This window comes from Candidatus Leptofilum sp. (genome assembly GCF_965223525.1).
In the GTDB taxonomy this organism is placed as follows: Bacteria; Chloroflexota; Anaerolineae; order Promineifilales; family Promineifilaceae; genus Leptofilum.
In genome coordinates this window covers 1,921,828-1,935,097 of the sequence record NZ_CBDCWX010000005.1, presented here as the reverse complement: position 1 = coordinate 1,935,097, position 13,270 = coordinate 1,921,828, and the positions used below count along the sequence as shown (strand labels likewise).

At 52.5% G+C, this 13,270-nt stretch carries 14 protein-coding genes and 1 tRNA gene; 2 read left to right on the top strand and 13 right to left on the bottom strand.

Annotated elements, in window-relative coordinates; translation table 11 throughout:
• Nucleotides 1–45 precede the first annotated feature (45 nt).
• The 8 genes from ACOQPM_RS13955 to ACOQPM_RS13920 all read right to left on the bottom strand — a co-directional run bounded on the left by ACOQPM_RS13955 (nt 46) and on the right by ACOQPM_RS13920 (nt 7,363).
• A complete protein-coding gene (locus ACOQPM_RS13955; protein WP_420629874.1) occupies nt 46–1,050 on the bottom strand; it encodes a vWA domain-containing protein in 1,005 nt (334 codons plus the stop codon).
• Complete coding sequence (locus ACOQPM_RS13950) at nt 1,047–1,961, bottom strand: DUF58 domain-containing protein (RefSeq protein WP_420629873.1); 915 nt, start codon at nt 1,959–1,961, stop codon at nt 1,047–1,049. The genes ACOQPM_RS13955 and ACOQPM_RS13950 overlap by 4 nt, the downstream gene beginning before the upstream one ends.
• Nucleotides 1,930–2,940, bottom strand: a complete 1,011-nt coding sequence (locus ACOQPM_RS13945; RefSeq protein WP_420629872.1) for an AAA family ATPase — start codon at nt 2,938–2,940, stop codon at nt 1,930–1,932. The genes ACOQPM_RS13950 and ACOQPM_RS13945 overlap by 32 nt, the downstream gene beginning before the upstream one ends.
• Before the next feature lie 77 nt (nt 2,941–3,017).
• The gene (locus ACOQPM_RS13940) at nt 3,018–3,866 is read right to left on the bottom strand and encodes a S1C family serine protease (protein WP_420629871.1); all 849 of its coding nucleotides are present in this window, start codon (nt 3,864–3,866) and stop codon (nt 3,018–3,020) included.
• A 201-nt stretch (nt 3,867–4,067) separates the two neighbouring features.
• Nucleotides 4,068–4,424, bottom strand: a complete 357-nt coding sequence (locus tag ACOQPM_RS13935) for a hypothetical protein (protein WP_420629870.1) — start codon at nt 4,422–4,424, stop codon at nt 4,068–4,070.
• Between the two features lie 117 nt (nt 4,425–4,541).
• Nucleotides 4,542–5,387: a 1,4-dihydroxy-2-naphthoyl-CoA synthase gene (locus ACOQPM_RS13930; protein WP_420629869.1), complete on the bottom strand. Its 846-nt coding sequence runs from the start codon at nt 5,385–5,387 to the stop codon at nt 4,542–4,544.
• 133 nt (nt 5,388–5,520) lie between these two features.
• The gene (locus ACOQPM_RS13925; protein WP_420629868.1) at nt 5,521–6,717 is read right to left on the bottom strand and encodes an acyl-CoA dehydrogenase; all 1,197 of its coding nucleotides are present in this window, start codon (nt 6,715–6,717) and stop codon (nt 5,521–5,523) included.
• 67 nt (nt 6,718–6,784) lie between these two features.
• Nucleotides 6,785–7,363 carry a hypothetical protein gene (locus tag ACOQPM_RS13920; RefSeq protein ID WP_420629867.1) on the bottom strand — a complete coding sequence of 193 codons (579 nt, stop codon included), beginning with the start codon at nt 7,361–7,363 and terminating at the stop codon, nt 6,785–6,787.
• Between the two features lie 244 nt (nt 7,364–7,607).
• On the opposite strand from ACOQPM_RS13920, the gene ACOQPM_RS13915 reads away from it, so the two are divergent.
• Both ACOQPM_RS13915 and ACOQPM_RS13910 read left to right on the top strand, forming a co-directional pair.
• Nucleotides 7,608–7,907 carry a hypothetical protein gene (locus tag ACOQPM_RS13915; protein WP_420629866.1) on the top strand — a complete coding sequence of 100 codons (300 nt, stop codon included), beginning with the start codon at nt 7,608–7,610 and terminating at the stop codon, nt 7,905–7,907.
• Between the two features lie 18 nt (nt 7,908–7,925).
• Nucleotides 7,926–8,861, top strand: coding sequence for a zinc ribbon domain-containing protein (locus tag ACOQPM_RS13910; RefSeq protein ID WP_420629865.1), 936 nt, complete (start codon nt 7,926–7,928; stop codon nt 8,859–8,861).
• 69 nt (nt 8,862–8,930) lie between these two features.
• Here the strand turns inward: ACOQPM_RS13910 and ACOQPM_RS13905 are convergent, their stop codons facing one another.
• The 5 genes from ACOQPM_RS13905 to dcd form a co-directional block, all read right to left on the bottom strand.
• Nucleotides 8,931–9,797 carry a c-type cytochrome gene (locus ACOQPM_RS13905; protein ID WP_420629864.1) on the bottom strand — a complete coding sequence of 289 codons (867 nt, stop codon included), beginning with the start codon at nt 9,795–9,797 and terminating at the stop codon, nt 8,931–8,933.
• Nucleotides 9,798–9,942: 145 nt separating this feature from the next.
• Nucleotides 9,943–11,652 (bottom strand): cytochrome b, encoded by a 1,710-nt coding sequence (locus ACOQPM_RS13900; protein WP_420629863.1) that lies wholly within the window; start codon nt 11,650–11,652, stop codon nt 9,943–9,945.
• 40 nt (nt 11,653–11,692) lie between these two features.
• Nucleotides 11,693–12,343 (bottom strand): ubiquinol-cytochrome c reductase iron-sulfur subunit, encoded by a 651-nt coding sequence (locus ACOQPM_RS13895; RefSeq protein ID WP_420629862.1) that lies wholly within the window; start codon nt 12,341–12,343, stop codon nt 11,693–11,695.
• A 145-nt stretch (nt 12,344–12,488) separates the two neighbouring features.
• Nucleotides 12,489–12,562, bottom strand: a tRNA-Val gene (locus ACOQPM_RS13890).
• A 110-nt stretch (nt 12,563–12,672) separates the two neighbouring features.
• A complete protein-coding gene (gene dcd / locus ACOQPM_RS13885) occupies nt 12,673–13,227 on the bottom strand; it encodes a dCTP deaminase (RefSeq protein WP_420629861.1) in 555 nt (184 codons plus the stop codon).
• Between the last annotated feature and the right edge of the window lie 43 nt (nt 13,228–13,270).

Here is a 13,270-nt window from a genome sequence, read left to right as displayed (position 1 = left end):
GTGGCACGGTCTGGAGACCGGCCACAGCGAGAGTGCATCTAAAAATCACGGCACCCGCCCAAACCAGAACAGCGACAATGCTCCGCTGACCAGCATGAATAGCAGGCTGATTCCAGCCAAAATCGAGGTCACTTCCATGCTTTCGCCGCGAATCGTCAACTGCAAATCAATGTTCTGGTAAATGTCGCGCAGTTCCTCTTCATCGGTGGCTACGTAGTAACGGCCGTTCGTCAAACTAGCGATCTCTTGCAGGGTGGTCTCATTGAGCTGCGTCACTACATTAAAGCCATCCAGCTCTAACTGTGCCCCATCCTGGCTGCCGATGCCCACCGTGTAGACACGCACCCCCGCCTCAGCCGCAATCTGAGCAATGTTTAGCGGTTCCGGAAACTCCGTATTTTCCCCATCAGAAAGCAGCACAACCACCGCCGAAGAAAATTCTTCAATTTGCAGCGCCTCCACACTTTCAGCCAGATTGCCTTCCTCTAGTGCATCCTCATCCAGCACGATGGCTTCCCCCGCGATGGCGTTGAGCGCGGTGAAGATGCCCTGGCCTAGCGAGGTGCCACCCTGCGGCGTGAGGCGATCAATGGTGGCTAGCACATCAGCCTGCACGTCGGTGGGTGGCTGCACCACCAGCCCGCCATTGCTAAAGGCCACCACGCCCACGCGAACGGTGCTGGGCTGGTTTTCCACAAAGGTGCGAGCCGCCTCTTTGGCCGCCTCAATGCGGCTTGGTTCCAAATCGTCGGCCAACATGCTGCTAGAAACGTCAAACGCCAAAATCACCGTGCCTTCGATACGGGGCAAGCTGATGGGCATTTCGGGGCGAGAGAGGCTGAACAGCAGCAGAGTTAATCCCACGCCAAAAAAAGCTGGCGGCCAGTGGCGGCGACGGCCAACGGCCGTTCCATCCCCACCTTGCACAATACCCAGCGGGCCGAGTACGGCCGTGTCACGATCGCGCAGCCGCACCTGCCGCAAGTAGTACAAAACCAGCAGCGGCAGCAGCAGCAAAGAAAGCAGCATGATCGGCCAGATAAATGTCATCGCCGCCGCCTTTTGCGTAAGCTGGCCATCCGCACAATCGCCCCCACTAACTCTTCTTCCGTAGAGATGCCAAACAAATCCACGCCAGCCCGCTTCAACGTTGCCTTGAGTTCCGCTTCGCGCTGCTCTGCCGCAGCAAAAAAGCGGCGACGAAATTCAGGGTAGCTTGTGTCTACCAGCAGTTGCTCCCCTGTCTCCGCATCTTCCACCACAATCATACCTGCGTCGGGCAGCTCAACTTCGCGCGGATCCCACAGTCGTATGCCCACCAATTCATGGCGGCGATTGAGGAGGTTTAACGGCCGTTCCCAGCCCGGTTCGCTAATAAAATCAGAAATCACAAAAACCAATGAACGCCGCTTGAAGCTGTTCAGCCCTGCCTCCAAAAGCTGCGTCAAATTGGTGGCGTGGCCGCTGGCTTCACCGGGCTGCTGTAAAATCGAGCGCATCATTCGCAGCACCTGATTGCGGCTGCCACGCGGCGGAATCGTCTGCTCCACCTGGCTGTTGTACAAAATCGCCCCCACTCGGTTGCCGCTGCGAATGAGCAGCCGCGCCAGCGTGGCCACGTACTCCGTCAGCACTAGCCGCTTGGGTCGCGCTGCCGGGCCAAACCCCATAGACGGGCTGAGGTCGAGCAAAAACCAGGCCGTCACGTCCCGATCCTCCACATATTGCCGCACGTAGGGGCTGTCCATTCGCGCCGTCACGTTCCAATCAATGTGGCGGATGTCATCGTTGGCCTGATACTCCCGAATGTCGGCAAAATCAATGCCCGTGCCGTAAAACAGGGTGCGGTAATCCCCTTGCAGCAGGCCATCCAGCCGCCGGATGACGCGCCACTCCAGCCGCTGCAAAATCTCGTCGGGCGATTTCTGCTTATAGTTGGGGTCGGCTGTAAGCCCGCTCATGCAGCGGCACCTCCGGCTGGGGCACAACGGCCAAAATGCGCTTCAACAGTTCATCGCTGGTCACGTTATCGGCCAACGCCTCATAAGAAAGCACCAGCCGATGGCGAATCACGTCCAAGGCTAAATCGCTGACGTCCTGCGGCAGGGCATAGCCTCGTCCCCGCAAAAAGGCCAACGCCCGCGCTGCCAAAATCAGATTGATAGAGGCGCGTGGGCTGGCGCCAAAGGTTAAATATTGCGCCAAATCGCCCTGCCCCACTGACTGGGGCTGCCGCGTGGCCGTCACCAGCTTCACGGCATACTCCATCAACGACGGATCCACGTACACATCATCTACTTCCTTTTGCAATGCCAACAGATCTTCCGTGCTGACGATTCGCTGCACCGCCTGCACCGCGCTGGTCATCCGCTCCACAATCACAAATTCCTCGGTCTGGCTGGGGTAGCCCACCAGCACCTTGAGCATGAAGCGGTCCACCTGCGCCTCCGGCAGGGGATAGGTGCCTTCGGACTCAATCGGATTTTGGGTAGCCATCACCAAAAATGGATTGGGCACTTTATGGCTCTCGCGGCCAATCGTCACCTGCCGCTCCTGCATCACCTCTAGCAGGGCGCTTTGCACTTTGGCCGGGGCGCGATTGATCTCGTCGGCCAGCAGCAGGTTGGTGAAGACGGGGCCAAGCGAGGTGTTAAATTCGCCGCTCTTCTGGTTGTAGATGCGGGTGCCGATGAGATCGGCCGGAACCAAATCCGGGGTGAACTGGATGCGCTGGAACTGCCCACCAATTGCGCCCGCCAACGTTTTGATGGCCATCGTTTTGGCCAGGCCAGGCACGCCTTCTACCAAAATATGCCCCCGCGCCAGCAGGGCGACGATGAGCCGCTCTAGCAAATTATCTTGCCCTACGATGATCTTTTTGACCTCGTAAAGCACCCGTTCCATTGGTTTATCGCTGTTTGGTTTTGCCGAAAATTCCATGACGCTCCTCTGGGAATTATGAATTATGAGGGATGAATTATGAAAATCTTGATTGCAACATCGTCAATCGAAAATCGTTAATAGCGCGGTGCGCCTGCTGCGCTGGCGGCGGTGTTAATTGGTACGGCAAAGCCGATGCCGATGAAGAAGTTTTGCTCGGATGGGTTGGCTAGGGCGGTGACGATGCCGATGACTTCGCCTCTGCGGTTCAAAAGTGGGCCGCCAGAGTTGCCGGGATTTACGGCCGTATCAAACTGAATCAGCCCCGTTAACGCAAACTCATCATTGATGGGCAGCGTGCGGTCAAAGCCAGAGATGACGCCCGCGCTCATAGAGCCAGCTAGCCCCAGGGGGTTGCCCACGGCATACGCCTCATCCCCCACGCGCATGGCATTGGGGTTGCCCAGCACGGCCGGTACGACCACTTCTGGTAGTTGGGCAGGCGTAAGGACGGCAATATCATTTTCGGGGTCAGCGGCGGTGAGAACGGCCGTGCTCTCACTCCCATCCGCATAAAAAATCTCAATCTCGGTAGCCCCCGCCACCACATGCAGCGAGGTCAAAATATCTGCATTGGCACTCACAATGACGCCGCTGCCCACACCATTCCCCTCTTCACCATCCGCATCTTCGCCCGTGGTGCGAATGAGCACCATTGACGGCAAAATTACCTGGTAAACTTGCGAGGAGTAAGATGGTGGTGGCGTGGCCGAAGCCATCGCGTTCACCACAACTTGGTCAACTTCATCATCTGTCAGGGGGATAGGGTTAGGGTAGAGGTTGAAATAGAGCAATATGCCCAGAAAAGCCGCCACAATGCCTGCCGCAAACGGCCAGCCGCGCCGCAGCCAAGCTTTGGCCTGCGCCCGCAGGCGCCCAAAGTGGAAATCTGTTTCTCTTGTTACCGAACGGGTCTGCTCTTCCATTAGCAAAAAGGGATCATGAAATGGTCAGAATTTCTCCGATTATAGTGCAATCCCTGCCTGCTAATGTGAATGTTTATGAAGAAAACCAGACTAAAACGCCAAATCAGACTCTTGCCCACTTTTAACATTGGCAAAAGCCCGAGTTCAGAACCGTAGCCGCGGAAAGAATCCGCGGCTACGCTATCGTTATTTGATTATTTGTTAAAAAGCCCACCTGTGTCCATCGGGAAGATGGTCATCACAAAGCAGTTTGCCGTTGTAAATAGAACCATTTTGTAGTCCAATCACAGGGTTTGGTCTTTCTCTATCGGTAACCCATGAATTACATACAGAACATTTGCCGCAGTTCATTGTATTTTCATCAAGAGCAATTGTCTGTGTTGATATCCACCCTAAATTTGAAGCTCTATCATATCCCAACAGGTCATCGGCATTTTCTTTCAGTCCATATATTAGCTTATCAAGCTGATTGACGTCTTTATCCAATTCAATGTCGTCGATTTCTACAAGCGCATTGATTCTTATCAGAATTGTTTTCTTCATTTCATCACTTGTCATAATAATATTTGTGTCGACAAATTCCTTGTTCTACGCAGAATGATTACTGCAAACTTCCCGGAGGCTTCTTTCTTGAGGACTTTGTGCCGAGAAACCTCCGGGAGGTTGGTCACTGTGTCACGGAATCCACTTGATGTTTTTGAAGTTGGGTTTGCGCTTTTCCAGGAAGGCGTTGCGACCTTCTTTGGCTTCGTCGGTCATGTAGGCGAGGCGGGTGGCTTCCCCGGCAAACACCTGCTGCCCCACCATGCCGTCGTCCGTCAGGTTCATGGCAAACTTGAGCATTTTGATGGAGGTGGGTGACTTGGCCAGGATTTCCTGCGCCCATTCGTAGGCCGTATCCTCCAACTCGTCGTGCGGGATGACGGCGTTGACCATGCCCATTTCGTACGCCTCCTGTGCCGAGTAGTTGCGCCCCAGGAAGAAAATTTCGCGGGCGCGCTTTTGGCCCACCATTTTGGCCAGATAAGCAGAGCCGTAGCCGCCGTCGAAGCTGGTGACGTCAGCATCGGTTTGTTTGAAGATGGCGTGTTCCTTACTGGCCAAGGTGAGGTCGCAGACCACATGCAGGCTGTGACCGCCGCCAACCGCCCAGCCGGGCACAACGGCAATGACCACTTTAGGCATGAAGCGCATTAGCCGCTGCACTTCCAAAATGTTCAGCCGGGGCATCCCTTCGTCGTCTACATAACCTTGATGACCGCGCGCGTTTTGGTCGCCGCCGCTGCAAAAGGCGTAGACGCCGTCTTTGGGTGACGGCCCTTCGCCACTCAGTAGCACCACCCCAATGGCGGTGTCTTCGCGCGCGTCGAGGAACGCTTCGTACAGTTCGCCGACGGTTTTGGGGCGGAAGGCGTTACGTACGGCGGGGCGATTGAAGGCAATGCGGGCGACGCCGTCTGATTTTTTGTAGGTAATATCTTCATACTCTTTGACGGTTTGCCAGTTAGGTTTATTTGTCATCGGTTCACCTTTTGTCAGATACAGTATTTCTCATTTCATTCTAGAAAAACGGCAAATTTTTGTGTAGGGGCAGACCTCCGTGTCTGTCCAAATTAGGACAGGCCCCCGTGCCTGTCCCTACCTGCGTCTTTGTTTACATAAATGCTTGAATGCCGGTTTGGGCGCGGCCAAGGATGAGGGCGTGGATGTCGTGAGTGCCTTCGTACGTGTTGACGGCTTCCAGGTTCATCATGTGTCGGATAACGTGGAATTCGTCGGAGATGCCGTTGCCGCCGTGCATGTCGCGGGCGGTACGGGCGATGTCCAGCGCCTTGCCGCAAGCGTTGCGCTTGACGATAGAGATCATTTCCGGCGTGGCTTTGCCTTCGTCCAGCAATCGCCCTACCCGCAGCGAAGCCTGCAAGCCGAGGCTGATTTCGGTCATCATGTTGGCTAGTTTGAGCTGGATGAGCTGATTGGCAGCTAACGGCCGTCCAAACTGCGTCCGATCCAAGGTGTACTGCCGCGCCGCGTGCCAACAAAATTCGGCTGCGCCGAGTGCCCCCCAGCTAATCCCGTAGCGGGCTTTATTCAGGCAGCCAAACGGCCCCTTTAGCCCCTGCACGTTGGGCAGCAGATTTTCATCCGGTACCGGCACCTCGTCCATCACAATTTCGCCAGTGATGCTGGCACGCAGGCTAAATTTACCTTCCGTTTTGGGCGTGGTGAGCCCTTTCATGCCCCGCTCCAAAACGAAGCCGCGAATCTTGCCATCTTCAGTTTCATCGTGGCCATACGCTTTGGCCCAAACCACAAAAACATCGGCGATGGGCGAATTGGTAATCCACATTTTGCTGCCGTGCAGAATCCAGCCGTCGGCCGTTTTGGTGGCGCGGGTTTCCATGCTGCCGGGGTCGCTGCCGTGGTTTGGCTCGGTGAGGCCAAAGCAGCCGACCCATTCGCCGCTGGCCAGCTTGGGCAGGTACTTTTGCCGCTGGGCTTCGGTGCCGTAGGTGTAGATGGGGTACATCACGAGGGAGCTTTGCACGCTCATGGTGCTGCGGTAGCCGCTGTCTACACGCTCTACTTCGCGGGCGATGAGACCATAGCAAATGTGGTTGAGTCCGGCCGCGCCGTATTCTTCGGGGATGGTGGCGCCGAGCAGACCCATCTCGCCCATCTCATTGAAAATGGCGCGGTCAAAGGTTTCGTGCCGATTGGCTTCCAGAATGCGGGGCAGGAGCTTGCCCTGGCAGTAGTCGCGGGTGGAGTCGCGGATCATGCGCTCTTCGTCGCTGAGTTGGTCGTTGAGCAGGAAGGGATCGGCCCATTTGAAGGTTGGTTTGGTCATTTTTCCTCTTTTTTTGCCACAGAGGACACAGAGTTTTAAGAGGTGTTCTGTGGCGGTGTGGTATGGGTTATTTGGGACGGCCGTATAGCCACCAAAATTCCGGTTCTGGGTAAGCAGGTTGCCATTCATCAGGCCAGACAACATTGCCGCTGGCGAAACGGGCGCGCAATCCTTTGTCTTGGGTAAGGACAGATTGCAGCAGCTTGCCATCAAGCTGATAGGGGGCTTGTTGCAGTTGCGCTACTAAAGCGGCAATGATAGCACGAACTTCGACCTGTGCTGGGTAGGCACCTGTGTTTTCGCCGCGCTTCTCCCGCAAATCGCGCAAATATTCATCCCATTGCCGGATGCGGGCGGCGAGTTCGGTGTGGGCACGCTGCTCAGTGCGGACAACCCAGGGGGAGACAGCCGTTTCAAACGTTTTAATCGCCGCCGAAAGCTGTGCCTGCTGTTCACCAGTTAGCAGGTGGTGCAACGCAGTAAGCCGATGCTGCCGCAGCCAGTAGCCGCCTAGCGTCAGTTTGGGCATTCCGCCATGCCCCATCGGCCAAAATAGCGTCTCGCTCTTCAAATAATCGCTCATTTGAGCAGCCATCTCTTGCAAAACGGCCAAATCGTGGGTCAACTTCTCGTTGCTATCCGTCACGCGATTCTCCTTAAAATAGTGGCTGGCGGTTAGCGGCTGGTTATTGCAACTGCCAACCACCAGCCACAACGTATTTGCTCCGGTATAATAGGCTACACAGAATAATCAGGCAATGCGATGACGCTAACCTGGGCAAGCCAAAAAGATCGTGGCAGCGAATTAGCACGAATTTTCTCGAATTACAAATTTGCGTTAATTCGTTGCAGATTTTTGTTCACTGGATAAAAGGGTAAAGGAAACGATTATGGCATCAATTCGACGTGCCGCGATCTTGAAGCTAGCCTCAGCGGCTTATGAAATGAAGCTGGACGTGATGAATGGTGTGGTGACACAATCGGCAGACGGCCGTTGGCAAATTGGCGGTCATGACCTCACCACATTTTTAGAAAAGCACCAAGGGGAAGAAATGGTGCTCGTTCTTGGCTCACTGGAAGATGAGCGTCCGGTACAGACGCGCACCTGCCGCACCTGTGGGCGCGACTACACCGAGTTGGAATGCCCCCACTGCCGTGCCAACCGCATTCGGCTGCGTGGCCATGCCTAATGTAGAAAAGGATTTTTGATGAAACGAACGCTATTTTTGTTGATTGCTTTCTTATTTTTACCCACGATGATGGTTCAGGCGCAAACGGCCGTTACTCTACAATCATTGGATGTTGAACTTTGGCCGGATTATGACAGGGAAGCAGTGTTGGTTTTGCTCACGGGAGCTTTGCCGGCCGATACGGCATTGCCCGCCACGCTCACCTTCCCTTTGCCAGAAGGCACCGATTTTAATGTGGCGGCGCACTTTACGCCTCAGGGCAATTTGACGGATCAGGGCATCACGCCACAAGTAACTGACAATCAAGTCACCTTCACTACCCCAAACCTTCGTTTTCGGGTAGAGTATTATCAACCGTACGCAGCTTCCAACACGCAACGCAGCTTTACCTTTTCCTGGCAATCAGACATGGCTATCGAGCAGATGAACGTTACGCTGCAACAGCCTTTTGCCGCCACAGAGGTCAATACTGTACCACCAGCAAGCAACGTCGTGGAGGGGCAAGATGGCTTAACCTACCATGTGCTGCCTAGCCATGCCGTTGCTGCTGGCGACAGCTACAATTTGGAGGTTGGGTATACGATGAGTGTAGCCACGCTAACGGTAGATTTTTTGGTGCAGGATGAGGAAGACGTTCCGATTTTAGATGCCGTGCCGGTACAGGATGAGGAAACTGCTTTTGATTGGCCTACACTACTAATTGGTCTAGGCGTACTCATTTTGGTGGGAACGGCCGTTTGGTACATCATCAACCAGCGCAACGCCAGCCAAAGTCGCCGCTCCGCCAAGCCCAAGCCGCAACGCGCCCGCAAACAACCTGCAAAGAAAACGGCCGTTGCCGCCCCAAAACCTTCCTCCACAAAAGCAAACTTTTGCCACCAATGCGGCGAATCGCTGCAAGCCACCGATAAGTTTTGTCGTAATTGCGGCACAAAAGTGAAAGATTTTAGCTAAGATTCAACAAAAAAGACCCAGCCGCTTGGCTGGGTCCTCTTTAATTCAGCAAACTATTTCAAAATCTGGTTATTCGCCAACTAGATAGACAAGCAAGTCAATCATATCTTGTGGTGAATTCGCACCTATTCTAGACCCAAAGCCAGCAGACATGGCACTTGGAGAAGTACACGGGCCATTCGGGCAATCCGGGGCAATAAAGGCATCGGGGTTCAAAATAGAAGCATAAACATACTGAGCGGCCGTTTGACCTTCAACGCGGGTTGCACCGACCTCTGCAATATCACCTAACCACGGACCCTGGGTATTTGAACCCGGCTCATCAATCGTTCCGTGGCAGCTAGAACAGCCATAAGTGCTCGCATACAGTTCAGCCCCATTTTCAGGATCGCCGGGTACGGCCGTAAACTCTTCTGTATCCATAACCAAAAGATCAGCAACTGCCTCTGGCCAAGCAAACCGGCTTGGCTCCACAGAACAAAAATCATCATCAGCAAAGTTTAAGACATAAGCTGCTACGTCTTTCACCTGATCATCCCGGAACGGCCCACCAAACTGAGCAGCCCAGGCAGGCATCACTGTGCCAGATCGCCCGGCAGCAATCGTACGCTCAATAAACTGCTCTTTTGTGCCCTCAAAGCGCGCGTTCACCAACTGCTCTGGCTGATCACCACAAACCAGCCAGTAACTGTTTAATGGCACACCCTGGCAACCCGTCAATTCCCCACCAGCATCGTAGCACTCTTCAGCCTTTGCCGCCACGCCATGACAAGTTGAACAGTTATCAATATAAATCTTCGCCCCAGTCTCAATCGTGCGACCCTCACGCGCATGTGTAAAATGCTCCAGGCGCTCCGGCTCACGCAGGGCTGCGTAACCCAAAATGATCATCGTCAACATAAATGCGATCGTCCCAATCACAATTTTTACTTGCATAAGCGTATCCTCATATCGCTTTTAACGAATCATTGCAAACCTGTCTTAAACTTTTAACAGACCTACAAATTTGTGTTTAGTGCCCATTCGCAGAATAAAGGCGCATGAATGCGCTACGGAAATGGCGAATGGGCTTAACGGCTACTTAGCAATCTTTATTTATGAACCGACATTCCTCTTCATAGAAAGACCCTTCATGCCGGAAAGCATAAATAGAATCACCAGATTGCACTAAAAACTCACCGGGGGTTTCAGGATCAGGTACTTCAAAGATGAGCGTTAAGCGCACCATATTGGCCTGTTCCTGGCTAATTCGCAGCAAAGCATACGGGTCTGGCATGGCGTTATCACCAAAATCGTTGCCATACGATACTTCTCCCGTATTTTCATTTACAATTATCCGACAATCATCCCAAACACCGTCTCGCTGCATATTGGGGTTGCCATTCAAAACACAGCTATGGTTCTGCATAGCGGCCTCAAACTCTTCTAAGGCGCGCGTTAGATAGGGATTATCAGCAACCTCTTCATTTGGTTCGTAAAGACCTGGCGTCAGATATTCGTAAGGTACACCTTTCAACACATTCGGTCCCTCTTCAGGCATAACTTCTTGAGCAACTTCTAACTCTGGTGAGGACTCTACAGCGTATTCAGGTGACCCCATCCAGTTGGAAACCAGCATGGCCGCAAAGAATAGAGAGGCGACCGTTAAACCAACCCGACGGTCAGCATAACGGCGGCTTTTGCCAACCTCTACATAAGGCATCAGCATAAACATCACAATGAGTACCGGGATGAACCCAATAACAACCGTCTTGGGAGCCAGCTTCAACCACCCCTGTGACCAGGACAAATACCAGGGTGCTACCACATGCAGCGGCGTCACAACAGGATCAGCGTGAGTCTCTAATGGCGCATCCCAGAACCATAACGACCCGGCCACCAGGAACAGCGTGGTAAGCGCTGTCCACATTAACTCACTTGTCAAAATATCAGGCGTAAAATAGGTGCGTTCATTCCTGGGCACACGCTTGGCCGTATCTTCACCAATTTCCTCTCGCCCAGGGGGTAAGGAAATCCCGTAAAGCACCACCTTGTAATAGTGCACAAAAAAGAATATTGCAGTAAGCAACGGCAATAGCAAAACATGGAAAAGATACCAACGCAGCAAACCGCCTGCACCCAACGATGGCGCACCTTGTAAAATGAGCAGCACGTTGGCATTAAATTCCGCTGGTGCAGGAGCTGCCTCAGCCCCCGAAAGGAATACTGTTAAAGCCCAATAAGCTAGCTGATCCCAGGGAAGCAAATACCCTGAGAAGCTCAATAAAGCGGTAAAGGTTAGCAAAATTACGCCAGTTGCCCAGGTGAACTGGCGCGGCTTTTTGTAGCTGCCTGTTATAAACGTCCTGAGCATGTGCAAAGCCACTACTAATACCATTGCTTCTGCACCCAAACGATGCATGTTACGCATAAGCTGACCAAGCGGCACATTGCTCAAAATATTCCACATATTGTCGTACGCAACAAGGGGGCTGGGTGTGTAAAACACCATCAAAATAATACCCGTGATGGTTTCCCATACAAACATGAAGGTGGAAAGCCAACCCAACCGGAAGGTAGGGTAAATATGTGTTACCTCGGTATGATAAAAGCTGGGCCGAATATGGAACCAGAAGCTATCTGCATGAGGTCGTAAACGGGGGTTGGGACGACGAGGCTCATCCCCGCGCAAAGCACCACGAATGTCGCTGATGTTCATCCCAGCGGTCAGCCGTTCTACCACGTCATCGGCTTTGGTGACGATGGCTTGCTTTACCCCCATTTCGCTAACTTGTTCAAAAAAGGTAGCCATTCTCTAACTCCTTAATTCCTCTTTATTTATGGGTACTTTTCTATGGACACTCTTGTGTAAGGTCGCCAAGCAAACATTGTCTTGGTCCCACTATGCGGTCACCGGTATCAACGCTGATAAAGGCAGCGTTGTCAGGCAATGGCACTGGGGCAATAAAGTCGTTTACTAACTCAGATTGAGTACCAGGGATCGGGTTTTTGTCGGCATCTAAAAATTCCATACTGAATCGATCCAGGGAACGAGGGGCGGGAGATTCAATGCGACGGCCGTCTAACCGATACTTGGAACCGTGACAAGGGCACTCAAACCGATTGTTGGCAGGCGTCCAGGCATAAATACAGCCCAAATGGGTGCAAACCTTATAAATCGCCGCCACCCCTACAATTTCTTCTGACTCATCCGGTGCTTTTGCCATCAGCTCGTTTCCTTGCCTTGTATCTAGGTTTACAAGCCAGAAACGACCCGCAGGAACATTAGTTGGTTCAGCATTGACCGCTGGCAGTTCATCAATTGAAATAGTGAACTTGCCACCGAACTCGCCTTCACGAAAACGAGGCAGCAAAAACCAAACCAACAAGCCAGTGAATTGGGCAGCATAAAGAGCAATGGAAGCTCCCCAAATGTAATAAAGAAATTCTCGTCTTGAGATACCGCCGCCTTTTGCTTCGGCACTTACGGCTGCATTTGCCATGAGGCTATTCTCCTACTTTTTATTTCTTCACGAAGATTGTTCCAGCGATTTATCACCAGTTGACGGAAAACAACATGGGTAATTGTGTGCTTTTTGTCACAATCGGGATTATAGCAAAATGTAGATGGATAACAAGGGGAGAAAATGGGCGCTGAGGGACTCGAACCCCCGACCCCTTCGGTGTAAACGAAGTGCTCTAACCAACTGAGCTAAGCGCCCTAAATCAGGGAAGACCCGAATTATATCGGGTGTTTTCTAACAAGCAAATATATCGTCTGTTTTCGCAATTTCATCGAGCTAGCAACCCAATTTTTGGGTTGCCAGTATGACTAAATTCGCGGCAGAACAATGCTTTGCTGCTTTTGGTATTTTCCCTTGCGATCAGCATAGGATGTTTCGCAAATTTCGTCGGACTGGAAGAAGAGCACCTGGGCAATGCCTTCGTTGGCATAAACCCGTGCTGGCAGTGGCGTGGTGTTAGAAATTTCTAGCGTTACGTAACCTTCCCACTCAGGCTCGAAGGGGGTTACGTTGACAATGAGACCGCAACGAGCGTAGGTGGATTTCCCCAAACAAACCGTTAGCACATCACGCGGTATGCGGAAATATTCCACCGTTTGTGCCAAAACAAAGGAGTTGGGCGGAATGACACAAACGTCCCCCTTAAAATCAACAAATGATTTGGGATCAAAATGCTTGGGATCGACAACGGCCGAATGCACATTGGTAAAAATCTTAAATTCGTTGGTTACGCGAATGTCATAGCCATAGGATGACAATCCGTAAGAGATGACGCCTTCCCGAACCTGTCCATCTACAAAAGGTTCAATCATTCTGTGTTCTTTTGCCATGCGGCGAATCCAACTATCTGCTTTAATAGCCATACAAAATCCTTTACATAAGTTTTATAATTACCCAATTGCTTTT

Excerpts from the sequence above, each read along its gene's own strand:
- ACOQPM_RS13895 (WP_420629862.1), bottom strand. The coding sequence starts at position 12,343 with ATGGCAAATGCAGCCGTAAGTGCCGAAGCAAAAGGCGGCGGTATCTCA.
- ACOQPM_RS13955 (WP_420629874.1), bottom strand. The coding sequence starts at position 1,050 with ATGACATTTATCTGGCCGATCATGCTGCTTTCTTTGCTGCTGCTGCCG.
- ACOQPM_RS13915 (WP_420629866.1), top strand. The coding sequence starts at position 7,608 with ATGGCATCAATTCGACGTGCCGCGATCTTGAAGCTAGCCTCAGCGGCT.
- ACOQPM_RS13930 (WP_420629869.1), bottom strand. The coding sequence starts at position 5,387 with ATGACAAATAAACCTAACTGGCAAACCGTCAAAGAGTATGAAGATATT.
- ACOQPM_RS13910 (WP_420629865.1), top strand. The coding sequence starts at position 7,926 with ATGAAACGAACGCTATTTTTGTTGATTGCTTTCTTATTTTTACCCACG.
- ACOQPM_RS13935 (WP_420629870.1), bottom strand. The coding sequence starts at position 4,424 with ATGACAAGTGATGAAATGAAGAAAACAATTCTGATAAGAATCAATGCG.
- ACOQPM_RS13905 (WP_420629864.1), bottom strand. The coding sequence starts at position 9,797 with ATGCAAGTAAAAATTGTGATTGGGACGATCGCATTTATGTTGACGATG.
- ACOQPM_RS13900 (WP_420629863.1), bottom strand. The coding sequence starts at position 11,652 with ATGGCTACCTTTTTTGAACAAGTTAGCGAAATGGGGGTAAAGCAAGCC.
- dcd (WP_420629861.1), bottom strand. The coding sequence starts at position 13,227 with ATGGCTATTAAAGCAGATAGTTGGATTCGCCGCATGGCAAAAGAACAC.
- ACOQPM_RS13925 (WP_420629868.1), bottom strand. The coding sequence starts at position 6,717 with ATGACCAAACCAACCTTCAAATGGGCCGATCCCTTCCTGCTCAACGAC.
- ACOQPM_RS13950 (WP_420629873.1), bottom strand. The coding sequence starts at position 1,961 with ATGAGCGGGCTTACAGCCGACCCCAACTATAAGCAGAAATCGCCCGAC.
- ACOQPM_RS13945 (WP_420629872.1), bottom strand. The coding sequence starts at position 2,940 with ATGGAATTTTCGGCAAAACCAAACAGCGATAAACCAATGGAACGGGTG.
- ACOQPM_RS13940 (WP_420629871.1), bottom strand. The coding sequence starts at position 3,866 with ATGGAAGAGCAGACCCGTTCGGTAACAAGAGAAACAGATTTCCACTTT.